This is a genomic window from Pseudobdellovibrio sp. HCB154, assembly GCF_046267985.1.
GTDB lineage: Bacteria > Bdellovibrionota > Bdellovibrionia > Bdellovibrionales > Bdellovibrionaceae > Pseudobdellovibrio.
Genome location: NZ_CP176530.1, coordinates 145,786 through 171,658 on the forward strand (window position 1 = coordinate 145,786; position 25,873 = coordinate 171,658).

The 25,873-nt window shown below is 39.1% G+C and carries 26 protein-coding genes and 1 tRNA gene; 17 read left to right on the plus strand and 10 right to left on the minus strand.

Annotated features, from left to right (window positions below):
* Nucleotide 1: 1 nt before the first annotated feature.
* The 5 genes from cpaB to ACKWCF_RS00780 form a co-directional block, all read right to left on the minus strand.
* A complete protein-coding gene (gene cpaB, locus ACKWCF_RS00760) occupies nucleotides 2-871 on the minus strand; it encodes a Flp pilus assembly protein CpaB (protein ID WP_409478780.1) in 870 nt (289 codons plus the stop codon).
* Between the two features lie 23 nt (nucleotides 872-894).
* Nucleotides 895-1,410, minus strand: coding sequence for a hypothetical protein (locus ACKWCF_RS00765; RefSeq protein ID WP_409478781.1), 516 nt, complete (start codon nucleotides 1,408-1,410; stop codon nucleotides 895-897).
* Between the two features lies 1 nt (nucleotide 1,411).
* Nucleotides 1,412-2,104, minus strand: coding sequence for a hypothetical protein (locus ACKWCF_RS00770; protein ID WP_409478782.1), 693 nt, complete (start codon nucleotides 2,102-2,104; stop codon nucleotides 1,412-1,414).
* A gap of 3 nt (nucleotides 2,105-2,107) precedes the next feature.
* Nucleotides 2,108-2,308, minus strand: a complete 201-nt coding sequence (locus ACKWCF_RS00775; protein WP_409478783.1) for a hypothetical protein — start codon at nucleotides 2,306-2,308, stop codon at nucleotides 2,108-2,110.
* A gap of 313 nt (nucleotides 2,309-2,621) precedes the next feature.
* A complete protein-coding gene (locus ACKWCF_RS00780; protein WP_409478784.1) occupies nucleotides 2,622-2,831 on the minus strand; it encodes a class III signal peptide-containing protein in 210 nt (69 codons plus the stop codon).
* 210 nt (nucleotides 2,832-3,041) lie between these two features.
* Between ACKWCF_RS00780 and ACKWCF_RS00785 the strand changes: the two genes are divergently transcribed.
* The 5 genes from ACKWCF_RS00785 to ACKWCF_RS00805 are packed head-to-tail and all read left to right on the plus strand — an operon-like array spanning nucleotide 3,042 to nucleotide 7,025.
* Nucleotides 3,042-3,284, plus strand: coding sequence for a hypothetical protein (locus ACKWCF_RS00785; protein ID WP_409478785.1), 243 nt, complete (start codon nucleotides 3,042-3,044; stop codon nucleotides 3,282-3,284).
* Nucleotides 3,284-3,955 (plus strand): cell division ATP-binding protein FtsE, encoded by a 672-nt coding sequence (locus ACKWCF_RS00790; RefSeq protein ID WP_409478786.1) that lies wholly within the window; start codon nucleotides 3,284-3,286, stop codon nucleotides 3,953-3,955. The genes ACKWCF_RS00785 and ACKWCF_RS00790 overlap by 1 nt, the downstream gene beginning before the upstream one ends.
* Nucleotides 3,952-4,785 carry a permease-like cell division protein FtsX gene (locus ACKWCF_RS00795; protein ID WP_409478787.1) on the plus strand — a complete coding sequence of 278 codons (834 nt, stop codon included), beginning with the start codon at nucleotides 3,952-3,954 and terminating at the stop codon, nucleotides 4,783-4,785. Before ACKWCF_RS00790 ends, ACKWCF_RS00795 begins: the two co-directional genes overlap by 4 nt.
* 1 nt (nucleotide 4,786) lies before the next feature.
* A complete protein-coding gene (locus tag ACKWCF_RS00800; RefSeq protein ID WP_409478788.1) occupies nucleotides 4,787-5,686 on the plus strand; it encodes a murein hydrolase activator EnvC family protein in 900 nt (299 codons plus the stop codon).
* Complete coding sequence (locus ACKWCF_RS00805; RefSeq protein WP_409478789.1) at nucleotides 5,679-7,025, plus strand: S41 family peptidase; 1,347 nt, start codon at nucleotides 5,679-5,681, stop codon at nucleotides 7,023-7,025. The genes ACKWCF_RS00800 and ACKWCF_RS00805 overlap by 8 nt, the downstream gene beginning before the upstream one ends.
* A gap of 120 nt (nucleotides 7,026-7,145) precedes the next feature.
* Here ACKWCF_RS00805 and tig read toward each other — a convergent pair whose 3' ends face one another.
* Nucleotides 7,146-8,459, minus strand: coding sequence for a trigger factor (gene tig, locus ACKWCF_RS00810; protein WP_409478790.1), 1,314 nt, complete (start codon nucleotides 8,457-8,459; stop codon nucleotides 7,146-7,148).
* Between the two features lie 75 nt (nucleotides 8,460-8,534).
* Here tig and ACKWCF_RS00815 point away from each other — a divergent pair, with 75 nt between their 5' ends.
* From ACKWCF_RS00815 to ACKWCF_RS00840, 6 genes are all read left to right on the plus strand, one after another.
* Nucleotides 8,535-9,398, plus strand: coding sequence for an arsenical pump-driving ATPase (locus ACKWCF_RS00815; protein WP_409478791.1), 864 nt, complete (start codon nucleotides 8,535-8,537; stop codon nucleotides 9,396-9,398).
* The gene (locus ACKWCF_RS00820) at nucleotides 9,395-10,417 is read left to right on the plus strand and encodes an ArsA family ATPase (RefSeq protein WP_409478792.1); all 1,023 of its coding nucleotides are present in this window, start codon (nucleotides 9,395-9,397) and stop codon (nucleotides 10,415-10,417) included. Before ACKWCF_RS00815 ends, ACKWCF_RS00820 begins: the two co-directional genes overlap by 4 nt.
* Nucleotides 10,371-11,153, plus strand: coding sequence for a hypothetical protein (locus ACKWCF_RS00825; RefSeq protein ID WP_409478793.1), 783 nt, complete (start codon nucleotides 10,371-10,373; stop codon nucleotides 11,151-11,153). The genes ACKWCF_RS00820 and ACKWCF_RS00825 overlap by 47 nt, the downstream gene beginning before the upstream one ends.
* Before the next feature lie 3 nt (nucleotides 11,154-11,156).
* Entirely contained in the window at nucleotides 11,157-12,422 is a 1,266-nt protein-coding gene (gene gshA, locus ACKWCF_RS00830) for a glutamate--cysteine ligase (RefSeq protein WP_409478794.1), read from the plus strand.
* Nucleotides 12,423-12,465: 43 nt separating this feature from the next.
* Nucleotides 12,466-13,071 (plus strand): hypothetical protein, encoded by a 606-nt coding sequence (locus ACKWCF_RS00835; RefSeq protein WP_409478795.1) that lies wholly within the window; start codon nucleotides 12,466-12,468, stop codon nucleotides 13,069-13,071.
* A 63-nt stretch (nucleotides 13,072-13,134) separates the two neighbouring features.
* Nucleotides 13,135-13,356, plus strand: coding sequence for a hypothetical protein (locus ACKWCF_RS00840; protein ID WP_409478796.1), 222 nt, complete (start codon nucleotides 13,135-13,137; stop codon nucleotides 13,354-13,356).
* A gap of 101 nt (nucleotides 13,357-13,457) precedes the next feature.
* On the opposite strand, the gene ACKWCF_RS00845 is transcribed toward ACKWCF_RS00840, so the two are convergent.
* Nucleotides 13,458-14,957 (minus strand): leucyl aminopeptidase, encoded by a 1,500-nt coding sequence (locus ACKWCF_RS00845; RefSeq protein WP_409480275.1) that lies wholly within the window; start codon nucleotides 14,955-14,957, stop codon nucleotides 13,458-13,460.
* Between the two features lie 256 nt (nucleotides 14,958-15,213).
* Between ACKWCF_RS00845 and ACKWCF_RS00850 the strand changes: the two genes are divergently transcribed.
* Together ACKWCF_RS00850 and clpX are read left to right on the plus strand one after the other, a co-directional pair.
* Entirely contained in the window at nucleotides 15,214-15,819 is a 606-nt protein-coding gene (locus ACKWCF_RS00850) for an ATP-dependent Clp protease proteolytic subunit (RefSeq protein ID WP_409480276.1), read from the plus strand.
* 6 nt (nucleotides 15,820-15,825) lie between these two features.
* Nucleotides 15,826-17,109: an ATP-dependent Clp protease ATP-binding subunit ClpX gene (gene clpX / locus ACKWCF_RS00855; protein ID WP_409478797.1), complete on the plus strand. Its 1,284-nt coding sequence runs from the start codon at nucleotides 15,826-15,828 to the stop codon at nucleotides 17,107-17,109.
* A gap of 78 nt (nucleotides 17,110-17,187) precedes the next feature.
* On the opposite strand, the gene ACKWCF_RS00860 is transcribed toward clpX, so the two are convergent.
* Nucleotides 17,188-18,582: a D-alanyl-D-alanine carboxypeptidase gene (locus tag ACKWCF_RS00860; protein WP_409478798.1), complete on the minus strand. Its 1,395-nt coding sequence runs from the start codon at nucleotides 18,580-18,582 to the stop codon at nucleotides 17,188-17,190.
* Nucleotides 18,583-19,087: 505 nt separating this feature from the next.
* Here ACKWCF_RS00860 and lon point away from each other — a divergent pair.
* From lon to ACKWCF_RS00880, 4 genes are all read left to right on the plus strand, one after another.
* On the plus strand, nucleotides 19,088-21,607 hold the full coding sequence (gene lon / locus ACKWCF_RS00865; protein WP_409478799.1) for an endopeptidase La: 2,520 nt from the start codon (nucleotides 19,088-19,090) through the stop codon (nucleotides 21,605-21,607).
* A 310-nt stretch (nucleotides 21,608-21,917) separates the two neighbouring features.
* On the plus strand, nucleotides 21,918-23,033 hold the full coding sequence (locus ACKWCF_RS00870; protein ID WP_409478800.1) for a winged helix-turn-helix domain-containing protein: 1,116 nt from the start codon (nucleotides 21,918-21,920) through the stop codon (nucleotides 23,031-23,033).
* Complete coding sequence (locus ACKWCF_RS00875; RefSeq protein WP_409478801.1) at nucleotides 23,030-23,632, plus strand: hypothetical protein; 603 nt, start codon at nucleotides 23,030-23,032, stop codon at nucleotides 23,630-23,632. The genes ACKWCF_RS00870 and ACKWCF_RS00875 overlap by 4 nt, the downstream gene beginning before the upstream one ends.
* 62 nt (nucleotides 23,633-23,694) lie before the next feature.
* Nucleotides 23,695-23,770, plus strand: a tRNA-Val gene (locus ACKWCF_RS00880).
* 67 nt (nucleotides 23,771-23,837) lie between these two features.
* Here the strand turns inward: ACKWCF_RS00880 and ACKWCF_RS00885 are convergent.
* Nucleotides 23,838-25,412 (minus strand): GMC oxidoreductase, encoded by a 1,575-nt coding sequence (locus ACKWCF_RS00885; protein WP_409478802.1) that lies wholly within the window; start codon nucleotides 25,410-25,412, stop codon nucleotides 23,838-23,840.
* A gap of 37 nt (nucleotides 25,413-25,449) precedes the next feature.
* Entirely contained in the window at nucleotides 25,450-25,791 is a 342-nt protein-coding gene (locus tag ACKWCF_RS00890) for a hypothetical protein (RefSeq protein ID WP_409478803.1), read from the minus strand.
* Nucleotides 25,792-25,873: the final 82 nt, after the last annotated feature.

Sequence of the window (25,873 nt, forward strand, 5' to 3'; positions counted from 1 at the left end):
TCTAATTGCCTGGAGGACGACCTCCAGCTCCATTAGTTAAGTTTGGCTGAACTGGCTGAGAAAAGCCACTGGACTGTCCCATTGTCTGGTTAACTGCTTTTTGCTGAATAGTTTCCGCCGTAGAAGACGGAAGTCGAGGTACTTGCTTACGATCATGTGGATTACGCAGCAAGAAAAATAAACTGCTCGGATTAGTTGAAACTAAATACACAAGATCCTGCGCACTTGATGAATCAACTTCGATTGTCACGTTACCGTATTTTGTATCGCCTGTTAAAGTCGTTTGGATTAAACCACGACCTGAAGGATCTTTTTCAATCGTGCGCGGAATACTATTATTTAAGTTCACACCAGTGGCTAAGATAATAATATCTTGCATAAGTAAAACGACCTCACGCTTTTGCGCAGCCCCTTTACCAGTATCAACAACGGCATAAATATCTACACGGTCGCCCGGGCGAATTAAACCTGCGTTAGCGCGGGTAGGATCAACCGGAATTGTTACAGCACGTTTATTCGGAGAAACTTGAATGGCCATTCCAGTATCTGGACCTGGTTCTAAAACTTTATTTTTTGTTAATGTCTGGCCTTTTTTAATAGGAATAGCAGCAACTGTTCCCACAACATCAGGAATGTCAGAGAAAGCATCTGGTTCAACATCGCTTTTATATTTTTCAACAACCTCTAAAGCGTTGTCATAGATTGTATCCAAATCACGAATATCTTCTTTGGCGATAACGACACGCGCTTTTGCTCCAAGTTGTTTATCGACTTCAGCTTTTTTCTCTTGGGAATATGTGTACAACATGAAGGTTGCAAAGATGCCTGCACCTAAAGAAATCCACAAATTTTTTGATTCATTTGGTCCCATTATTCCCCCAAAAAGTCGAATACTTAATTCGTCACCTTACATTCGGCATTTAAACAGATTCCATAAACGGTCTTGATCCAAATTTCTGGGGTGGCTGGCATACTTTCCTTACCTTCAGACTCTGAAGTTACAGACCAAATACCAGTGCCGCTAGGACCTCCGTCTACAAATTTATGGCTATCACCATCACCTTTGATGTTATCGGGAAAAGAAACTTTGCGAACTGTCGCTGGCCAAATGTCGCGTTGTTCGGTTGGAACGTTACCATCTTGAATAGTTCCATGTACGCGGGTCATTGCCTTTTTATAATTAATTTTAAAATCTGCCCCAGGGCGAAAATACATTAAATTCGCACGAAAACGAAAAGTTTCTAAAGTGTAATTATAAGAAGCGATTGAATTTAAAATACCGGAATGAATTGCTCCGAAAAATCCCAGTGTAAAATTAAATAAAATAACAATCGTAAATAAAACAGGAATCGACTCTACTAAAGCCATTCCACGTTCGGTTTTCTTAAAGGTGCGTTTATTTTTTTTCATGTTAGCACCCATTGTCTTCTATAGTGGCGTATTTTTCAGGAACTCTTGTATCGCCTTGGTTTAAGGGAGAATTTTTCCACGCAGGCTCTTGCGGGAGTTGGCTTATACCTTGAGTAAACTTTTCTTTAAAAAAGTCTCTGCATTCTTCGTAGGACGGGTGGCGAAATAAAACAGCACGAATCGGAAATTTAAATTCCTGTGGAGACTCTGTTACTTTACCTAAGAAAGGAACTTGCAAGCCTTTAAATAAAATAAGGTCAATACTTGATTCAACACCAATCCACGGATGACGGGCTTCACCGCCGGGTTCAGAGGCATTGTCTTTATCGATAGCGCTGTCTTTTTTCTTAATCATGTCAGAGATATCACCAACAGCAAAATCATTGGCTTCGTTGGCTTTTGGCATTCTAAACCATGGAGAGTCGGCGCCCTCACCTGTTAATAACGGAAACGCCGCTGTTAGATTTGTGTATTTCGTCGTAGCTAAAGTTTTGGAATCTCCCGGAACTTTATTTCCGGCTGCGTGAGACCGCGCTGAAGACCATACGATATACTGGGCAATTTCAACGGTTGTTAAGGCAAATGTTAAAGCGAAAATTAAAATACCCGAGCCAATAACCATTGTGAATGCAAAAAGAAATTCTGCAGTCATAAAACCTGAATTGTTTTTTGGTACTTGGCTAAATTTTTTCACTATCTATCTCGGATCAGAGCTTAACGCTCGGCTAATAGAGTTAGGGTGGCATTGCGAAAGATTTTGTTTTTTCTTATTCGCGCCTAAGCCTTCGCAAGATTCACGAAAGGTTCCAAAACCTGTCATGTTGCGCATGCTCTTTACAGGACCGCTGAATAATTTTGTAATCATTTTTTGTTGTTTGATTTTGCCTGTGACGAACATAAAAGTTCCGATCAACAGAGCCAAAAGTAGCACACCTTCAATAGCAAATTGTCCTCGTCGATTACGAAGGACGGAAGTTCGGCAAAGCCGACTAACTGCTTTACTCTTTCTTTTCCCACGGCACGCGTTCACTGTCGCCTCCGGAATTAGGATAAGGTTTGAAGCCACTACCTGTCGCCAGCTGCGTTTCTACACGAGCTCCTAATTTAACACTTCCGTTATGGAAGCCATTTTTAGGTGCTCTTAACAAAGCGGGCATCAAAACGAGTCCCGCTAAAGCTAAGAGTACGACGTATTCAATCGTCATGAGATACTAGTCAACTTTCGTTGAATCTTGTACTGATTGACCGATTTTACCGCTTAAATCTTCTGTCGTTTCGCCCAATTTCTTTTTGATTTTTGGACCGAACACCATAACGATACCTACAACAACCGCAACTAGTAAGATGTACTCTGTAGCACCTTGACCGCGGTTATTTTTTAACATGTTTTTTCTTAAACGATTTCTTAACTTAGCTAGCATTTTAGGCCCCCTATTTACGCTATATGTGAACTGTATCGACTTATTTTAAGAAAAACTTGATGGATAATAGACTAGCAAAACGAAAAAAATATGGAGCGTCGAATGTCTCATTCTGAGAAATACGCCTCGACAACACCCAGACCAAGGCCTAGAATACAGAATAGCTCTTACTATGACCTATGCATCAGACTTAATATTGATCAGTTAGCCATGAAAACTTCTATAAACACAGACCTAACTATTAAAGGCGAAAGCGTGCACGTGCAGACCGAAGACTGGGGACACGAGCATAAAAAATTAGTCGCGCGCGTGTATCGACATGGGCGTATGGTGAAGTCATTTGAAGTTCCTTATGAAAAACTAACAGCGCCGCTAACAGATAAAGTGCGTCAAGGTTATGCCCAACAATTACATCAAAAAGTAATCGACTGGGTTCATGAGGGTGGAATGTAATGTCCATTATCGAGCTAAGCCACGTTTACAAAACTTATCAAAACGATCGCCACGCTTTAAAAAATATATCATTTTCTGCGGATGCCGGCGATTTTATTTTTTTAACCGGACATTCGGGAGCTGGAAAATCCACATTATTTAAAATTCTATCAGCGCAAGAGTCTGCAACCAGTGGTTCAGTTTCAGTGTTTGGCAAAAACATGACTGAATATGACTACCATAATATTCATGAATACCGCAGACAGATTGGTATTATCTTTCAGGATTTTAAATTAATTCCAGAAATTACTAACCGAGCAAATTTAGAAATTCCGTTAAGTGTTTTAGGTAAAAGCCGCAAAGATATCGATGCTGAATTAATGCAGATCGTAGATCTTGTGGGAATTAAGCACTCTTATCTTGATGAATATCCGGAATCATTATCGGGTGGCGAACAGCAAAAAATTGCTGTAGCTCGTGCGATTATTCATCGCCCGAAAATTATTTTTGCTGATGAGCCGACGGGCAACTTAGACAAAGCGGCCAGTCTTAATATTTTAATGATTCTTAAAGAACTGACGAAATGGCAAACAACCGTTTTATTTGCAACTCATGATGAAAATCTGATGAGCCAGGTGCAAGCCAAAGTGATTCATTTAAAAAATGGCGAGATCGAGAGCGCGCGCCTATGAAGAGTGTTTTTCATATTATTATCGGTTTATTTTTCTCATTGTTGGTTTCTGTTTTAGTTACACAAAACAACATCAACCTATTTATGGGTGATGCTGACGATTTTAAAAAGGCGACGATTTATTTTAAACAGACCACATTAGAATCAGAAGCCGATAAATTTGCCCAAGTAAAGCTACAAAAAGTAGAAAAAGTAAAAATGATCAGTAAAGAAGACGCCATTAAGGATTTTAAAAACACCTTTGGCGATTTTTCGAAGAACTTATCTGATTTAGACACCTTAACAGATTTAGTGCCGATTTCTTACGAAGTGGTCTTTGCTAATCTTGAAGATCGTAAGCAGTTTATCGCTAGCGAAGCTTCGAATGAATTAGTCGATGAAATAGTGGCTGTTGACCAGATTTTTTCGCGGTATACCTCTTTACAAAAAAGCTTAGGCGCTTTTACTTTCACGTTATTTGCGATTAGCTTTTTGGTTTGTGCGCTTTTAACTTCGCTACTTATTAAAAACATGATTAACAATGATCAAAGACAAATCGAAATTTATGCCTTGTTCGGACAAAGCTATAGTGCGATTGTTAAAAAATATTTTAAAAACCTTTTAAGCTTTTTTGTCACAACCGCGGCGTTAAGTCTGGTCGTGGTTTTTGTGTTTTTTACGATCTTTAAAGTAAAGCTGCATGCCACGCCGGATTTAAAATTTATGGCTGAACGTTTAACGTTTTTATCAGTATCGCAGTTTTTAATTTTAGTTCTAAGTTTTGCAGTGGCTTATTTTGGTGGACTTTACGTAGTTTTAAAACGATCGGTCTTAAAATCATTTCAACGCTAACATGAAATTTTTAATCATCTTTTTTATTACAGTGTTTGTTCAGGCGGCTCCCGAAAAGTCGCTAGAGCAAAATATCCTGCAAATTGAAAAAGATATTGCCGAAGCCTACGGTAAAATTTCAGTAAATAACCAAGCCATCGCTACAGCACAGAAGCAAATTTCTGATATTAACCAAAATATCGAAGATAAAAAGAAATATTTAGCCAAACGTTTGCTGGCGCAGAAAAGTATTAAATCGATGAGTTGGTTTTTGGCTTTGGATACAAAAAATAAAGCTATTTTAGATCGTAATTTAAAAATTTTTAAAAACATTAATTCCTCTGATGTGACAGCTTTATATGAATACAAACTGGCCTTAGAAGAAGTTAAAAATCAAGAACAGCTTTTAGAATCAGAGAATAAAAAATTGGTCGAACTTACTAAGTACTTACAAAACCAAGAAGCCAAACTAAAAAAAGCCGAGCAAGAACAAATCGCCTTGTTAGAGAAAATTCGCAATATTGATCATTTGTTAAATTATAAGGGTAAACTTTCTTTACCAGTTCGCGCACCGTTACTTGAACGTTTCGGAAGTTTACATGATCGCGATAACCAGTATGCGTTGTTGGTCAAAGGCCTAGTGATGAATGGCAAAGATAAACAAGCGGTCTCTGCTTTCGGTCCAGGCAAGGTCATTTTTCGTGACCAGGTTCCGTATTGGGGTGATTCTTTAATTATAAGTCACAAAGGTGGGTACTATTCAGCGTACGCCGGGGTGGATAATGCCGTCGTAAAGGTGGATGACGTTGTTTTAAATGAACAGATCATCGCTTACATGAACGGAAAAGAATTTTACTTCGAGCTGCGACACTTAAATATACCGTTAAATCCTTTAAGCTGGATTAGGAAAGACAATGACTAAAAAAATCTCTGGTGCATTAATTCTTTTATTCGTAGTGCTAACTGCAAAACCAATGTGGTCATGGGCCGAAGAAAGATATTCAGATCTACAAAATTTTTCAAAAATTTTAAATCTAGTTCAGCAGTACTACGTAGAACCAGTTGATACAAAAAAATTAGTCAATGGCGCGATCAAGGGAATGTTGCGTGAACTAGATCCGCATACGAACTACATGCCGCCAGATATCTTTAAAGATTTCGAATCAGAAACAGCCGGCGAATTCGGTGGTCTTGGTATCGAGATCTCAATTCAAAACGGTGTATTAACAATTATTTCTCCAATCGAAGATACTCCTGCGTGGAAAGCTGGTATTAAACCAGGTGATAAAGTGATCGCCATTGATGGTAATTCAACAAAAGGTTTTTCATTAGTTGAAGCTTCAGCCCTGCTAAAAGGTAAACGTGGTGAACCGGTAGTTCTTTCAGTTGTTCGTGATAATGCGGATAAACCTGTGGATATCACAGTGGTGCGTGGCCAGGTTAAAATCAAATCTGTTAAAGCCACTCAACTTGATGATGGTTATTTATACGTAAAAATCACAAGCTTTATCGAAACAACTCATAAAGAGTTAGAAAAAGCTTTAAGCGATTACAAATCAAACAATAAAGGTAAAATGGAAGGTATCTTAATCGACTTAAGAAAAAACCCAGGCGGCCTTTTAGATCAAGCGATCAAAATCTGCGATATGTTCTTAAAAGAAGGTGTGATCGTTTCAACAATCGCGCGTGATCCAAAAAATAAAGATGTGACTTACGCTTCTAAAAAAGCTGAATACGGCGATGTACCTATCGTTATTTTAATTAACGAATACTCGGCTTCAGCTTCTGAAATCGTGTCTGGTGCTCTACAAGATAATAAACGTGCGTTAATCGTCGGTGAAAGAAGCTTCGGTAAAGGTTCAGTTCAATCAGTGATTAAATTAGGTGATGGCAGCGGTTTAAAATTAACTGTGGCACGTTACTACACACCAAACGGTATTTCAATTCAGGCTGAAGGTATCAAACCAGATATTGAAATCGAAGATGTGAATTCAGAACTTTTCTCGAAAGCTTTAAACGAAAAGAAATCAGTGCGTGAGCAAGATATTTCAGGCCACTTAATCGGAACCAAAGAAAAAGAGAAAAAAGCCGCAGGTAAAGGCAAAATCGATACAAGCGCAGCAGCTTGGTGGAAAGATGTGGCCAGCAAAAAAGATTCCGAGCTAACTGAAAAAGAAAGACTGTTTAAAACAGACTATCAAGGTTACCAAGCGTATTCATACTTAAGAGCGATGAAGACACTAAGCTCATTAAAGAAGTAACAGCTTCAAATTTAGGAAATAAAAAAGGCTTGGTTCATGACCAAGCCTTTTTAGTTTTTGGCCGCTGCGCTAGTTGGCTTTCCTAGCCGGCCTGACTGACGGCATCGTGCCGTCAGACTATTAGTTTTGTTCTTCTTTTAAATCTTTGGCGTCAACTTCTTTGATTTTCGCTTTGTCAGTTAAAAGTTTTAAAACTTTCTCTTCAGTGATCATGTAAGTTAAACGAGAAGCTTGTTCTGGTTTAGCATACCATTCACGAATACGAGCTTCTTCTAAGCCAGTTTGTTTTGCGTATTCAGCAAACTTAGCGTCTAAGTCTTCTTTTTTGCATAATAAATCGTGCTCAGTCGCTAAAGCGTCGATTAAGAAAGAAGATTGGATCATTTCAGAAGCTGTTTTTGCGAAGTCAGCATCCCATTTTTGTACGTAAGCTTCGAAATCAGTTTCGTTCATGCCTTGGTCAGACATACGTTTTTTGAAGTCTTCGATTAATGAAGCTTTTTGATCTTTTAATAAAGAAGCTGGAACTTCAACCGGATTTGCTTCAACCATTTTTTTGATTAAACGGTTTTTGAAGTTGTCTTCGATACGTTTTTTATCAGATTGTTCGATATCATCACGTAAAGTTTTTTTGAATTCTTCAACAGTTTGTTTTGTACCGATTTGAGCTAATAATTCTTCGTTTAACTCAGGTAATTCTTTTTTCTTAAGACCTTTAAGAGTTACTTTGAAGTCTACTGGCTTACCAGCGATTTCAGCAGAGTGGTATGGATCTGGGAATTTTAAACCGATAGTTTTGCTATCGTTAACTTTCATTCCAACAACGCCTTCTTCGAAACCTTCGATGAATTGTTTAGCGCCTAATTCTAAATTGTGATCAGTGCCTTTACCGTTTTCTAATGGTTTGCCATCAACGAAACCTTCGAAATCAACAACAGCAATGTCACCCATTTGAGCTGCACGGCTTTCAGTAACGTCTACGATTTTAGCGCGTGAAGTACGAACGTTATTTAAAACTTGTTCGTATTGAGCATCGTTCATTACGAATTTTTCTTTTTCAACTTCTAAACCTTCCCATTTTTTAACTTTAACTTCTGGGCGAACTTCGATAATCGCTGTGAAGTTAAAATCTTTACCTTCAGATGGATCTTCGAATTCGAATTCTGGGTAGCTGATTGGGTCGATGTTGTTATCTTTGATCGCTTGTGGATAATGCATTTGGATAAGATCTTGCGCCACATCACCAAGAACTTGAGTTTTGTATAATGATTTAATTGTGCTTAAAGGCGCTTTACCTTTACGGAAACCTTTAATTTGCACATTACGTTGAATGCTTTGGTAAACTTTATCGAAAGCTGTAGTTACAACGTTTTGCGGAATCTCAACATTGATCTTTCTTTGTAACCCTTGAGTGATTTGAACTTGTGCTTTCACGACGACTCCTTTTAAAATATCTCGTACTTTGTCTCTGTAATTTAACTTAGAATTTGGGAAATTAGAGTAGTTTGTATGCAAAAGCAACAAATACATTTCGTGACTGGAAAAGGGGGCGTGGGAAAGTCGTTTTTCGCTGCGGCTCTGGCTCAAGGTCTGGCTAAAAAAGCTAATTTTTCACCTTCAAAAACGGTCTCGCATAAGCCTATTTTGCTAGCAGAATTTAATGATCATAGCTTCTATCAAGAATATCTGGGAAATAACCCCGCTTATTTCGATCTGGCTCAATGGACCGGGACAGAATGCCTTAAAGAATACGCTCTGCATCTGCTTAAGGTTGAAACTCTGTATAAACTGTTTTTTGCTAATCCAATTTCTAAGGCCCTGATTGATGTTTCACCAGGGCTGCATGAATTGGCTATTTTGGGGCGGGCGACCTCGCTTCCGCGTAAGCATGGGCCGCCGTTAAAGTACCAGCACATGGTGTTTGATGCCTTTTCGACGGGTCATTTTTTAACCATGTTTCGCTCACCCGCAGGCCTTGCAAAAATTATCCAGTTTGGCCCGATGGGAGAACAAACCCGCTCGATTGATCAGTGGATTAGAAACCCTGAGTTTTGCCATGTGCATTTAGTGTCCTTACCTGAAGAATTACCGGCTACAGAAACGGCTGAGTTGTATCACTCAATTAAAGAAGAATTTGGTCTGACACCTAAGGTATATTTGAATAAATATTTTTTCTTTAAAAAAGCAGACTTAAAAAACGAACCTGAAAGTGTAAAAAAATATTTTACCAACATGCTTGAGCAACAAGAATTGGCTGAAAATATTTTTACCGATCAAAAAATTAAATTTACACCGGTACCGCTGATTCCTGAAATCGACACAGAAAAACTTTTACATGAAGCTTCTGAGTATTTAGTGAAAGAAGTTTTATGATCAAAGTGGCATCGACTACAAAAACAATCATTTGTATCGGAACTGGCGGTGTTGGTAAAACGACAATGTCAGCCTCCTTAGCTTCAGGTTTGGCGAAAGATAAAAAAGTCTTAGTATTAACAATTGATCCATCGTTACGACTAGCGCAAGCCTTAGGAATTAAACCCGATGGTGAGGTTTATAAAGTAAAAGAAAATCTTTACGCGTGTACTTTAAATCATCAAAAAGCTTTTCAAGATTTCGTGTTAAAAGCGGCCAAAGCCACAGCTACAAAAGAAGAAATTGAAAAGTTATTACAAAATAAATTGTACAAACAACTTTCAACACAACTAAGTGGTTCGCAAGATTTTTCATCGTTATTTAAACTGACTGAATTTGTAAATTCTAAAGAATACGACATCGTGATTTTAGATACGCCTCCGGCACAACACACGTGGCATTTTCTGCACGCACCAGAAAAAATCGCGCAGTTATTTAACGAAGGTGTAGCGCAGTGGTTTCGTGACCCAGATCAAAAAGATGTGGGCTTTTTTAAGCGCGTGTTAAATACAGGAACATCGCAAGTTTTAAAAATTTTAGAAAACTTAACGGGCTCTGAGTTCGTCAAAGAACTTTCAATGTTTTTTAAAGCGATTCAGCGCTGGCAAACACCGCTTGAAAAACAGGTGTGGGATTGTCATAAAGTTTTAACAGCTAAAAGTACCGAATTTATTTTAGTGACGGCCCTTGATCCGTCACGCATCAGCGAAGCTTTACGATTAAGTTCTGAGATTGAAAAACAAGGTTACAACTTAAAATCGATTATTATTAACCGTGTGCCTTCATGGATGAACGAAGAGGTCGCTGCAGGGCCGTTAGTTCGTTATGTTCAATATCTTAAAGCGTTAGAAGCGCGACTTCTTGGGTCTAAGTCTAAGTTCGGTGCGCATCTTAAGGTGTACAAATCACAGGAACTCAGCCACAATCAGTTACATGTGGAAAATCTTAGCGATATCTATCACAACATTGAGCTTATCTAGCTGTTCGTTATTTGGCCGCGCTCCTGAAAAAAAATCTGTGTATTCAGAATTTGACCAAGGAAAATATTTTGTTTCAATTGCTGAATATGAAAAAGCAGAGCCGATTTTATTAAAAACAGCAGTGCGCGAAGATCAAAACTACGGTGAAGCCGTGGTGTTATTGGCTAAAATTTACGATCAAACAGCACAGCCAGAAAAAGCTATTTTAAATTTACGTGATTACGTACAGCGTGGTGGTGGGGCTCCGGTAGACGTCATGCAAGCTAAAGCGTTGTTACTGAAAAACTTAGCCAAAGTAAAAGCATCGATTGAAAATGCCGATGAAAAAAAATACATCACACAAGTGATGACGGATAAATCCCAAGATACTTCGAAGGCTTTAGAAAACTTACGTTGGACTTTGGATTTTAACTGCGGCATTTACTGCGTTGAAGAAGTGACTTATTTAAAAGAAATTCAAGTGCAACTTCTTTACGCTATCGAGGCAGATCCACAGCTGTATAAACGCGTATTTGATATCTTAACTTCGCGTTATGATTACTTTGAAGCATCTTTAAAAGATTTAAAGATGGATCTGGAATACAGAAAAAAAATCGCACAAGGGCTTTATGATGCTTTACAAAAGCTAAAAAGTTCACATCTTGAGACGGGGACTTTGGGTTCGGTGAAAACCGCAGAATTAATCAGTTATTTAGAAGCGTATCAAAAAAGAATTGAACGCTGGTTATACGAGTAAAATATGGTAGAAACAGGGGCGCAAGCCTACATTCACGGGCAAATCTGTAAAAACATCGACAATGTTTTTACGTGGTTTAAAAAACAAACTTCAGTTTTAGATTATCCGATCTATTCAAGCTACGACATTCGTGATGCGGGTTACAAAATCACCAACGTTGATGCGAATATTTATCCGGCGGGGTTTAACAATATCTGTCCAACAGATAAAGAAACAGCGGTCGATCTTTTTCAAAAATACATTCATGTTCACTACGGAAAGAATGTTAAAAAAATTCTTTTAGTAACTGAAGAACATACCGCTAACCCGTACTATTTAGAAAATGTAGCGACAATTTCTGAATTATTAGCGGCTGGTGGCTTTTACGTTCAGGTGGCTTTTCCTAAAATGTTAGAAGCTCCGTTAGAATTAACAAGTGTGACTGGTAAAAAAATTATCGCGCACAGCGGTTATACGTCTTCACCAAGTTTTCAGCAGTTTAATCCAGACATCGTGATCAGCAATAATGACTTCTCACTGGCTCTAGCCGAGTGGGGTGATCAATTGCAATTGCCATTAAACCCACCAAGAGAACTTGGTTGGTATCAACGTAAAAAATCACAGTATTTTACGCACTATAACTCATTGGTAAATACTTTTTCTGACATCATTGGCGTTGATCCATTTTTAATGCGTGTGGAAACAGAGCTATTTGAAAATTTTGATATCAACAGTGATGAAAGCCGTGATGCACTTGCTGCTCGGGTGGATTCTTTCTTAGCGAAACTTCAAACTAAATACGAAGCTGAAAAAATTGATCAACAGCCATTTTGCTTTGTGAAAAACAATGCCGGAACTTACGGTTTAGGCGTTATCAAAGTTTCTTCAGGCCAAGAAGTTAAAGAGTGGACATATAAATCACGTAAAAAAATGAAAGCCGCTAAAGGTGGCCGTGAAGTTGAAGAAGTGATTATTCAAGAAGGTATTCCTTCAGTGGTTACGTCTGATCAAGCTTCAGCCGAACCTGTGATTTACATGGTTGGCTGTGAATTAGCTGGAGGTTTCTTAAGAACGCATTCTGAAAAATCATCGACTGAAAGTTTAAATTCTCCGGGCGCTGTTTATAAAAAATTATGTGTGACAGACCTCCTCGACAATCGTCAGGGCTGTCCGAAAGAGAACGTTTACGGTTGGTCAGCCAAGCTTGGCTTACTAGCCATCGGTCTTGAAGCACAACAGATGAAAGTCCAATTTAAAGGTTACAAAAAGGCTGAGTGCGGGTCTATATAGCATGAATAAAGCTCTCTATGATACTCTGTAGCTAGGAGTATCAATGGAGCAATTCGTTTATAAATCTAAGTCAGTCGCCTTATTTTTTCTGACCTTTACATTGGGATTCTCTTTATTTTACGGCTACTTCAATGACAATTTCACAGACCGTGATCCGGCAGCAGTTGGTCATAAAGTACATCAGTTAAAAAATTTCGATCCTGAGCAACTTAAAGAAGAGTTATCGCATAAAGTTCAAATTCAGAATTTACCGGATGGCAAAAAATATATTCGTTTTACGAGCTTATCTTCAAACGTTTGCCGCCAATATCCAAAAGTACAAATTCAATTCACTGGCGATGGTATTTCAGTAGCTGGCGAACCACCTGTAATGACAATTGATGCTGAATGTTTACCGGCACAAGACCCTGTTGAAATGGCGTCGATTGAAATTCCGGTCACAAAAATTTTAAAACAAAAGCCTGCCAATGCTTCTTTTAAATTTGATGGTTTAACTTCAACATTCACGTTTTCTGGCTCAGGGGATGAGTGGCCGAGAACGTGGATTTTACGTTCTGTGATTTTCAAAAATCAAAACGGCAACACTAAGGTTGTCGCTTTTGATAAAACAATCACAGAAAACAAGACGCCAACAGTTCTAGAATTTTAGGTAACAGTTCCCTTTTTGATCCGCATCGCGTAACCAAACAATTAAAACCACCACTGGAGAGATATGCAAGTATTCTTAGTGGCTCTACTCATGCAATGCTCGGCTTTTGCTTTAATCAACAAGCGCACTAAAGCTTGTGATGAACAACAAGTTAAGAAGACTGAATTTCGCTTACTCAAAGATAAAATGGATAATGATCCGCACGCGGATATCGGAGCGATTATAGCCCGCATGGAAGGCGTGATTGCCGAGCACAAAGCTTTAGAAGCTAGCTGCAAACGTTAAATTTTAGAAATAAAAAAGGCGACCCTATTAAGATCGCCTTTTCATTTGGTAGGCCGTACCTTTTTAAAATGCGGTGCATATCAAAAAGGGAACTGTTACCCCTAGTACTGTTTCGCGATTTCTACGAATGTGCGAACCATAACGCCTGTCGCTCCTTTAGGAGTGCAGTAGTTTAAACGGTTACCACATGCCCAGCCTGTGCCCGCGATATCAAAGTGAGCCCATGGGATGTCTTCGCCAACGAATTGCTCTAAGAACGCTGCTGCTGTTCCAGAACCTGCGCCACCAGTGTAAGAGATATTTGAAAGATCAGCGTAAGTGCCTTTCATATCTTTAGTGTGGTGTTCGTTAAATGGCATGTGCCATACAGCTTCGCCAGAAATATCTGCAGCTTTTTCAATTTTAGTTTTTAAAGCGGCATTTTTAGTAAAATAACCAGTGTGGATATTGCCTAAAGCTACAACCATAGCACCTGTTAAAGTCGCTGCATCGATGATGATCGCAGGATCTTGTTCAGAAGCGTAAGATAAAGCATCTGATAAGATTAAACGGCCTTCAGCATCAGTGTTGTTCACTTCAAAAGTTTTACCGTTACGAGCTGTGTGTACATCACCTGGTTTTGTCGCGTGACCGTTAATCATATTTTCAGTCGACGGAACAAAAGCAATTACGTTTACTTTTAATTTTAATTGAGCAATCGCAAGCATAGTACCGATAACACCAGCACCACCCATCATGTCGTATTTCATCTCTTCCATTTTAGCGCCTGGCTTGATGCTTACGCCACCGCAGTCAAAAGTTAAGCCTTTACCTACGAAGCAAACTGGTTTTTTACCTTTAGTACCGCCACTGTATTCCATAACGATAAAACGTGGCTCTTGGTCAGAACCTTGGTTAACGCCAAGTAACCCGCCCATGCGCTCTTTTTCGATACGTTTTTTATCCCAAGCCGTTACTTTTAAACCAGTGCCTTTAGCGCCGCGGATAGCTTCTTCAGCTAAGATCGTCGGAGTCATTAAATTACCTGGCATATCACCTAAACGGCGAGCGAAGTTCGTGCAAGAAGCTAAGATTGTACCTTCGTTAAAAGCTGTAACGATTGATTTGTCTTTAGCTTTAGTTACTAAGTGAATGTTGATCACTTCTTCTTTTTTATCTTTAGGTTTTGATTTTAATTCATCAAAGCTGTAGCCCGCTAAGTTTAAACCTTCAACGAAAGCTTGCGTGTATTCAGCAAGGTCTTTTTTAGAACCAGTTAAACCGTCTAATTGAACGAAAGCTTCAGTAACTTTTGTGGCTTTAATTTCTTTGTATAAAGCCGCAGCGGATTGACGAACTGTTTCGGCCGTCATTTTGCTATCTGCACCAAGACCTACGATGATGACGTGGCGGAAATTGTTTAAGTTAGCTTCACGGAAAGTTATAGCTTCGTTAGCAGCACCTGTGATGATTTTATCTGACAAAGACTCTTCAAAAATTTCAGTAACGTCTTTTTCAGTAATAACGGCTGGCTGGTCTTTTTTAGCGCTTGGTTTAGAGAAAAAAACTACCGTTTGGCCTTGTAACGTAGAAATATCTTTAGCATGCAAATGAACTTGCAAAGTAGACATGGGTATCCTTCCGAAGCTATTAAATTCACTTCAATTTATAGGAGCCCATTTTGACCCAAATTGAGATTAGATTGAAGCAGTTTTCCAAAAAAAATCCAAAGAAGAGGCATTTCGACTAGACTAGTCGAGTCTTTTTCTGGACTCATGTTAAAAAAAATAAAGTGTGAACATTAAAAGTCCGAAAAAAAACACAGCGCGAACACCACCTGAAGTGGGTAATGAAGCAGCAGCAGAACAGGAGCCCGAAGTGCCACTATTACCATATGTCATCGAACAAACCTCAAAAGGCGAAAGATCATACGATATCTATTCACGTCTTTTAAAAGACCGTATTGTTATTTTAGGATCAGCCGTAACTGATGAAGTGGCTAATGCGATTATCGCTCAGTTCTTATTTTTAGAGGTGGATAACCCTGAAAAAGACATTCAATTTTATATCAATTCGCCAGGTGGCAGTGTTTCTGCAGGCATGGCGATTTACGACATCATGCAGTTTGTAAAATGCGACGTTGCGACTTATTGCATGGGTATGGCGGCCAGCATGGGATCTTTGCTACTAAATGCTGGTACAAAGGGGAAAAGATACTCAATGCCTAATTCACGTATCATGATCCACCAACCACTTTTAGCAGGTGGCGGTTTATCAGGACAAGTGACAGACATCGAGATCCACGCCAGAGAGTTAATTAAAACGAAAGAAAAGTTAACTAAGATTTATGAAAGACATACGGGTAAAGACTACCAAACTCTACACCACGCCATGGAACGTGATAACTTCATGGACCCAGGCATGGCTAAAGAATTTGGTTTAATCGATCATATCATCGAACCGCGTAAAGCTAATAAAGGATAATAAAAGATGAAAGACGCTCAATTAAGATGTTCATTCTGCGGTAAAGGCCAAAAAGAAGTTAAAAAACTTATTGCCGGCCCAAGCGTTTATATCTGTGACGAATGTATCGACCTTTGCATGGATATCATCGACGAGGAAAAAGAAAAAGAAGTCGCGGTTAAAGGAGCTTTCAGAGTTCCAAAACCAGCGGAAATCAAAGCTTTCCTTGATGATTATGTTATCGGCCAGTTATCTGCGAAGAAGACAATCGCCGTAGCGGTACACAACCACTACAAGCGTATCAATGCTCTTCAAGGTAAAAAAGCCTCTGACGTCGAATTACAAAAATCAAATATCTTACTCGTTGGTCCAACGGGTTCAGGTAAAACATTAATCGCACAAACTATCGCGCGCGTATTAAACGTACCGTTTGCCATGGCTGATGCGACAACGTTAACTGAAGCGGGTTACGTGGGTGAGGACGTTGAAAATATCGTTCTTAACTTATTACAAGCTGCTGACTACGATATCGAAAAAGCAAAACGTGGTATCATCTACGTGGATGAGATCGATAAAATTTCTCGTAAGTCAGAAAATCCATCAATCACTCGTGACGTATCGGGTGAGGGTGTACAACAAGCTTTATTAAAAATCTTAGAAGGAACTGTTGCGAACTTACCTCCAAAAGGTGGCCGTAAACATCCTCAACAAGAGTTTATCCAGGTTGATACGACAAATATCTTATTTATTTGCGGTGGTGCTTTCGCGGGTTTAGATAAAATCATCGAAAACAGAACAGTGAATAAATCAATGGGTATCGGCGGTGAGATCACTCACAGTGCTGAAGGTAATACTGAAGAATTACTTACAAAAGTTTCTCCAGATGACTTAACTAAATTCGGTCTTATTCCAGAGTTCATCGGTCGTTTACCAGCGATCGCAACTTTAGCACCTTTAAAAGAAGATGCTTTAATGGATATCTTAACAAGACCTAAAAATGCGATTACAAAACAATACCAAAAACTATTCTCGTTTGAAGGTGTTGATTTACGATTCACAGACGAAGCTTTAAAAGCGATCGCGCGTGAAGCTTTAAAACGTAAAACGGGTGCCCGTGGTCTTCGTGGAGTAATTGAGTCATCAATGTTAGATGTGATGTACGATGTTCCAGGTATGACGAACGTTAAAGAAGTGATTATCGATGAAAAAGTAATCCAAGAATCGGCACAGCCTAAGATGGTTTACTACACTGATGAAGAGATGAAGGCAAAAGCTGAAAAAGCGAAAAAGTCTGAATCAGAATCAGCCTAAGATAAAATCTAAATTCTAAAAAAGTAAAAGGAGAGTGTTAAACTCTCCTTTTTTATTTCTGAAATTCAATTTTAAAAATTACTTGCTAGCTACGCGTTTCGCTGCGGCCGTTGCTGGTTTGGCCGGGGCAGCGCCTGCTTTTGCCGGGGCTGCTGTGGGCTTAGCAGCTGGTGCTGGTTGTTGACCAATCACCTGAGCGGCCTCTTCATCCACATTTACACCTGGCTGTGGAGTGTCTTCTGGTGCTTCATCTTCATCGTAGTTATCCATGTTGTCTTTAAGCGGGTTATCCATCGTGTATGTGAACGGAACACCGCGAACTTGTTTCGTAAGCTTTGCTAATTCTAAGTTAATCATGGCACGCGCACGGTTTTCTTCTTTACGAGAAGCTGCAGCGATAGCTACGTTATAAAAGAAGTAATGTGGACCATTTGTTCCGTTGATCATTCCACCTAAAGTGATGTTCGTGCCCACAGTTCCTGTTTTGGCTACAGCTTTGCCGCGCGTTTCTGGTTTTGTATAAGCAGCACCGCCTACAGTAGAACCTTTATCGACGCCCATAACGGCCATTAAATCAGTTAATTGCTTATTTTGTTTTTGTGCCGCTGTATTTAACGCGCGGATTGTACGGATTACCACTGAACACGAAGCTTCGTTATATAAACGGCCATTGCCATCTAAGTCATGATTTTGTCCTGAACCATTTACGAAAGAAAATTCTGATTCAGAAACTTTTAAAGTGCCATAATAAAACTTATTTAATTTATCTAGGCCACCGGCAGCCACTAATAAGCGGTTTGCTGAATGGTTATTCGAGTTCCAGTTCATGGCTTTGATCATTGTGCGCACATCTTGCGAGGAAACATAGAGTTTAATCGTATTGTTTGCAGCTTTGAATTCAGCGGCTGGCTTATGCGAAGTTTTTTCTACGTTAAAACGGGGAGATTTAAATAATTCAATGCCTGCGGCTTTCGCGGCTAGGTATGATTGTGGGTAGTTAGCTAAGATTACACGCTGTTCTTTAAGCTGCGCTTCAACTAATTCAACACCTGGGTAATTCAATGTCGCTTTTAAAATCGTTGGGCGGATAAATGTGCGCACGGGTGCCGAAACTTTTTGGCCTTTTTTGTTTTTAACAACACGTGTGCCGGTTACGACCGAGAAACCAGAGTAAGAATCAGTGTCATGTAAGTATTTAACATTCTCATCAAAAGTTAAGTTGCGGATATTCTTAACGCCCGCTTCGTTTAAACGCGAGATGATCATGTGCATTTTGTAACGGTTAAAATACGGATCGTTAGAGCCAGTGATATGCACATCATGTTTTCCACCTTCAACCGGTGTGGCAAATACTTGTGTGGAAAAAGTTGTGCTTAAATCGAATGTTGTGGCGGCAAGTAAGCTTGTAAATACTTTTGAAACAGAGGCGATGGGGTACTTAATATTAATGTTAGTTCCATTAATCTTAGTCATGTTCTGGTCCATGTCGCATTTACTAATCATCTTGGCGCCATAAACAGAATTCGCCACCATAGACGAAGCTACAAAAGACAAAAGAATAGTTTTGTTTACAAGTTTATTTAACATCACGTACCACCTGTTTGTTGTGACATAAAGCAAGATAGTAACCGTGTTAAAACGAATATATGGGGTTTGGTGTAAACAGTGTCTAGTTATGTATCAAATTGAGCTGTAAATTGTCAGACAGCCAATCGTGTAATTTTGACTTCTAGACCCAAAGATTTTTTTATTTCTACAATAACGAAAAAGGCATTGTTTTTTTAAAAGCGCTCCCTAGAATAATAGATAAGGCAGGGGAATCTAATTCAATATAATTAACTTTATAGCGAAAATGGAATTAACCTGACTGACCGGAACAGTTGTCTCAAAGCAACCTCTGGTCCCTGATTCGGAGAATCGGGAACAAAAAACTGGTAAAATGAATTTACTGGTTTTATTCAAGGAAGGAGTTCACTCAATGGCGAACAAAAATACAGCCGACACTCAACAACTACCCTTACTTCCTCTACGTGATCTCATCATCTTTCCACATATGATGATGCCGTTATTCGTAGGTCGTGAAAAAAGCATCAATGCTCTAGAAGATGCTATGAGTAAACAAACCGATATCATTTTAGCAGCGCAAAAAGATGCTAAAACGAATAACCCTGAAGAAAAAGATATCTATCAAATCGGTACTGTCGGTTCAATTATCCAACTTTTACGTTTACCAGACGGTACAGTAAAAGTATTAGTTGAAGGTAAACGCAGAGCCCGCATTAAAGGTTTCGTACCAAATGATGGTTTCTTCGTAGTTAACTGTGAAGTCATTGATGAAGAAGTTGAAAATCCAACTGAGGCGTCGGCTCTAGTTAGATCAGTTAAATCAACTTTTGAAACTTACGTTAAATTAAACAAACGTATTCCACCTGAAATTTTAATGCGCGTATCGAGCATTGAAAATCCAGGTGAATTAGCTGACATCATCGTGGCTCAGCTAAATCTTAAACTTGAAGATAAACAAAATGTTTTAGAAATCTTAGATCCATCTAAACGTTTAGAAAATTTATTAAACTTAATGACGGGCGAGATTGAAATTCTAGAAGTAGAAAAGAAAATCCGTACACGTGTTAAGAAACAAATGGAAAAATCTCAGAAGGAATACTATTTGAATGAGCAAATGCAAGCCATTCAAAAAGAACTTGGTGAAAAAGATGATTACCAAGCTGAGTTAGAAGATCTTGCACAAAAGTGTAAAGACAAAAAAATGCCTCAAGAGGCCAAAGATAAAGTTAATAAAGAAATTAAAAAACTTAAACTTATGTCTCCAATGAGTGCTGAAGCTACAGTTGTAAGAAATTACATTGACTGGGTTTTATCATTACCTTGGAACGACTACTCAGAAGATCGTCATGACGTGAAAAACGCTAAGAAAATCTTAGATGAAGATCACTGGGGCTTAGAAAAAGTTAAAGACCGTATCTTAGAATACCTTGCTGTTTTAAGTTTATCTAAAAACATGCGTGGACCTATCATTTGTTTAGCGGGTCCTCCGGGCGTAGGTAAAACATCTTTAGCTAGATCTATCGCTGAATCTCTTAACAGACCATTTGCGCGTATCTCTTTAGGTGGCGTGCGTGATGAAGCTGAGATTCGCGGTCACAGAAAAACTTACGTAGGTGCGATGCCAGGTAAAATCCTTCAAGCGTTGCGTAAAGTAGATAAAGGTAATCCGGTTTTATTACTAGACGAAATCGATAAAATGGCGAATGACTTCCGCGGTGACCCAGCGTCAGCGATGTTAGAAGTTTTAGATCCAGAGCAAAACTCAACGTTTGCGGATCACTATCTTGAGTTAGAATACGATTTATCAAATGTGATGTTCGTAGCTACGGCAAATAACTTAGGAACAGTTCCTCGTCCGTTACTTGATCGTATGGAAATCATTTACTTAGATGGTTACATCGAGCAAGAGAAGTTCCATATTGCTAAGAATTATTTAATTCCGAAACAAATGGCTAATCACGGCTTAAAAGATATGAACATCACTATGCAAGATAAAGCGGTACGTGATGTTATCCGTTACTACACTCGCGAAGCGGGAGTGCGTAACTTAGAGCGTGAGTTTGCCAATGTATTCCGTAAAGTAGCTAAAGACGTGGTTATGAATAACATGATCAACGATTTAAAAACTGAAGACGGAGCGACAACAAAAGCTGCTCCAGCTAAAAAAGCTGCGAAAGGCAAAGTTGCTGCGAAAACTAAATCAGCTAAAAAAGATGCGGGCTACGTAATTACATCAGAAAAACTGGTTGAATTACTTGGACCACACAAGCTTAAACACGGTGAGATCGAAAAACAAAACGAGATCGGTCTTACAAATGGTATGGCTTGGACAGAAGTGGGCGGCGATCTATTAGCAGTCGAAGTTTCTGCAGTTCCAGGTAAAGGTAAATTCACTGTTACCGGCCAATTAGGTGACGTGATGAAAGAGTCTTGTACAGCAGCGATGAGCTACGTACGTTCTCGTGGACCTTTATTCGGTTTTGATAAAGAATTTTACGCCAACATCGATATCCATATCCATTTACCAGAAGGCGCTACTCCAAAAGATGGTCCTTCAGCAGGTATCGCGTTAGTAACTTCGGTTGTTTCTGCGATCACGAAAATCCCGGTTAAGCGCACAGTGGCTATGACAGGTGAGGTTTCGTTACGTGGTAAAGTGTTAGCGATCGGTGGTTTAAAAGAGAAAATCTTAGCTGCTCACCGTGGTGGTATTAAGATGATTATCTGCCCTAAAGAGAACGAAAAAGACCTTAAGGATATTCCAAAAGAAGTTCTTAAAGAGTTAAAAGTGATCTTAGTTGACCACGTTGACCAAGTTTTAATCAACGCTTTAGACATCAAATCGCCTAAAGAGTTATTTAAAGCTCAATCAGAGCGTGAGTTCGGTATCAAAGCCAACTACACAGGCCAACAAGTCCACACTCAGCACTAGGTAGGCCGTCCCTTTTTCGGGAGCGACATATCAAAAATTAAAAACTTAAAGGGAGAGCTAAAAACTCTCCCTTTTTTTATGGTTTTTTAATGACGATGCACGCAATTCGGGCATTGATTCGCTGTTTATAAGCAATGTTCTTAAAAAGTCACATAACACCGTGAAATTTTTGGGGAAGTTTTCCTTTCGCAGTGGCGCCATTTTCAAAATTTCAGCGACTAGATGTAAGTTTGTTGACCTGATCTTACAAAATCTGTACTTTGCATCTCATTCATTTCCTGACTTATTACTGACAAAGGATTAACACATAATGAACGCAGATCGTGTATACGAATTAGGTAAGCTCTACTGCGATCGTGGTGATTATCAACTAGCATTACCCAACTTGATTGAAGCCGCAGACGCTTACTTATCGGAGAAAAATTTCGAGATGTACCTGAAAAGCGCTCAGCAAATTTTACGTATTTATGCTGAACGTGAAGAGTACGAACGATTAGCCGCTTATAAAGAAAAGCTGCAAGACACAGTTATTCGTGAAAACATTCAATTAAATTCACGCGTATATTACGTATTCGGTATCGCCGCTGTTTACAAAGGCCAAATCGAAAACGGTTTAGAGTATTTTAAAATTGCTTTAGAACACGCTTTAAAAGTGGATCAAAAAGAAGATATCTGTAACGCTATTTTAGGTATCGCTATCTGTTACCGCCACCAACGTAAGTTCGAAGAAGCGTTAAAAGAAATTTATAACTTAAATATTTTCATGCAGTTCATTGAAAACGCTGATTTAAAATCATTAGTGTTATCAGCGAATGCAAATATCTTATTCGAGTTAAAAAAATACGACCAAGCTTTAGATCTTTACTGGCAAGCGTACGAAGTTACCAAGTCAGCGAAAAAACTAAATGGCTCGTTATCAATTATCGGTAATATCGGTATGTGCTTATTTGAATTAGGCCAAAAAGATGCTGCTAAAATTTATTTCGATTTATTCTTAAAAAGTATGGATCCGGTTAACTCGAAAAAAATGCTTTCGCATCTTTCGAAGTATCTTGAATCTTACCGCTCGGGCACAAAAGATGTTTTCGACATCTCTTTTGATTTTGATAACCACATGGTTAAAGAAAAACAATTGGGAACAATTGATTTCAAAAACCAATTTATCTTATTAGATCTTTTAAAACTATTCATCTCTAAACAAGGTGAAGTGTTTTCAAAAGAATATTTAGTAGAACACATCTGGAAGCAAGAATACGATCCAGCTGTGCACGACAATAAAATCTATGTAACGATTAAGCGTCTTAGAAAAATGATCGAACCAGATTACGATCGTCCTAAATATATTTTTAGATCTAAGAACGGTTATTTCTTAAATAAATCAATCAAAGTTAGTGAACAGATTGCTCAAGAGGGGAGAATCTCGTGAAACAAGTAGCTTTAATTTTAGCGGTGGTACTAGCAGGGGTTTTAGCGCAAGCTAGATTCTTCGGGCCAGTAGCCGAACAACAATTAGCAGCAGCAGAAAATCCATCTTGTGGCTTAAACAAACAGGGTGGACCGATTGATGGCTTTCCATGGTCAGTAGCTCAGCCATTCCCATGGAATACAATCCAAGGTTTATGGAAAGTTTCTGATTCTCCAGACCAAGTTATGCGTATGCGTGTAGTTCGCCAAGATCAAAACGCGAAACACTTAAGCGTAGATGTCATGTCTCGTAATCAATGTAACGGTCCTATTATGAAGGGCGTGGGCATTGTGACTGCGGCTGAGAAAAACGTAGTTCGTTTAACTTTAACTGATAAAGAAGGCCAAACGTACATGATGAAGTTAGCGATGTTTGATACAGCTGCTCTTCAAATGGACAAAAACCTTTGTGGACAGTCGGTTTTAGCGGCTTCAGTTATCACTTTAGATAGCGAAGGCGAAGATGATATGACTGCGGATCCATCTAAAGCAGAACAGTCGAACATGTTGCTGAAAAAGATTACAAATTCGACAGACTTCTACTGCAGAAAACGCAAGTAATTGAATTTTTTTGTTGAACGCGGGCTATAGCTTATATATATCTATAGCCCAATCAAGACGACAGGGAATTAGCTCAGTTGGTAGAGCGCCACCCTTACAAGGTGGATGTCGTCGGTTCGAATCCGGCATTCCCTACCATTTCTCACATTTTGTTTTGATAGATGAAACCCGCTAACAAGCGGGTTTTTTCGTTTCTGGGCTCTTATTAAGTAAATCGAATTTGTCGTTCATCGCTTTCATTGTGAGAAGCTGGAAACTGATTCACAAAGCTCTCGGCAAGTGCGGTGATTGTTAAGCTAGGATTCACGCCCAAATTCACTGGGATAACACTGCCATCAATCACATAGAGATTTTTATGACCGATCACTTCATGTTGATCGTTAATCACTGAACCAAATCGACAGCCTCCAAGAATATGAGCTGTAGCAGGTGTGGCTAACAGCACTTCAGAGATTACGTTTTGGGGAACCCCCTGCATGATATCGGCTAATTCAGTTGAGGCTTGCTGAGCGACAGGTAAGTAGGATTTGATGGATTTATCTTTATCCTCGCAAACCAAACTTTTTTGAAAAAGCGAAAAAACAGATCGTTTATATTTAATCGTGATTTTTTCTTCGAGAGTTTGCATGACTAAAAGAATAATTGTCCGGCGGGCCCAGTCTTTTGAAAAATACAATTTTGAAAAAGGAATAAATTTAAGAAAAATATTTCCCAAGAGCTTTAACGGGCGTGTGAATCTTGAGCCATCTCCCGTGAGTGGCACCGCTAAGAGGCGCATTAAGTCTGACCCTTGTGGGTAGCGAACAGGTTCAATTTTTGTATAAGCATCGGGGTGAATAGCCGAGCCAATGGCAATTCCGGCTGAATAATCAATGTCATCGTTAAGTGCTGTTGCGCCACATAAGCTTTCGCCGTTGGTGCGTACATCAACGCCAAGTTCCTCTGAAATATGCGGAAGTGTTTGGTGTTTAAATTTATTAGAAAAAAGAATTTTTAAAGTTCCGATAACTCCAGCAGCTAAAATCACATGCTCTGCCGTATACGTTTTGGATTTTTTTAAAAATGATGTCGAACGATGCGTGATAATCTGATAGCCACCGTTATTCAGAGGAATAATTTTATCGACAGTGGTTTCAGGAGTAATTTCACAACCCCATTTTTCGGCAAAATATAAATAGTTTTTATCTAAAGTGTTCTTGGCTCCAACGCGACAACCGATCATGCAGGCACCACAGCCCGTGCAGGCTTGTCTAACAGGACCGTGGCCTGCAAAGTAAGGATCAATACCTTCAGATTCAAAGTTCACACCGACTTGGGTTAAATGAAAAGAATCTTTTACACCAAGGCGTTCACCCAGAAGCTGCATTTTTTTATCAGCTTCTGTCACAATTTTATTTTCAGTTACACCCAGCATTTTTCTGGCAAGTTGATAGAAATGATTTTTATTGGCGGTAAATTGCCGTGGCCATATTGACTCAGATAACACTGAATCTTCGGGCTGCATTAGGGTATTGGCATAGACAAGGCTTCCGCCGCCAACACCAACGCCGTGTAAAATCATAATTTTATTCAATAAGGTAATTTGTTGAATACCAAAACATCTTATTAGCGGAGCCCAAACAAATTTACGAAGATTCCAATTCGTTTTGGCAAAGTCTTGCGGTTTATATTTTTTGCCTTTTTCTAGAACTAAGACTTTATAACCTTTTTGCGTTAAGCGCATGGCGCTCACTGAGCCACCAAACCCTGAACCTACAATAATAAAGTCATACTTCTTCATCACTTATAGGTTAGCGCGGGTCGGTAGCAAACGGCAATTACTGATTTTTACAGTGAAGACACGATTTATCTAGGTAATTGTAATCACCACCAGTTTCAGCACAAAATTTCTCGCTAAAGTTACGTGTGATAGAGCATTCTGATTCAGTGACTGAAATATCTTCGCAAGAATTTTTCGAGGCAAAGATTTTTTCTTGTTCAGCTTCATCGATACTTACAATTTCTTCACCGTAAGCAACGCACATCACTTGGCGTGAAAATACACCAGCAAAAAAGAAATCTTCTTGGCAGGCGTACCCGATGCGAACATTACATGAGTAAGATTGCGCGTAAGCCATTGAACTAGCGAACATGAATAAAACCACGAATAAACTTTTCATTTTACGATCTCCTTAGTGTTGGCGTTGTTCATATTTATTTTGTGCAAGCAAAGCAAATGCTTTTTATATGCTGTGAAAATTT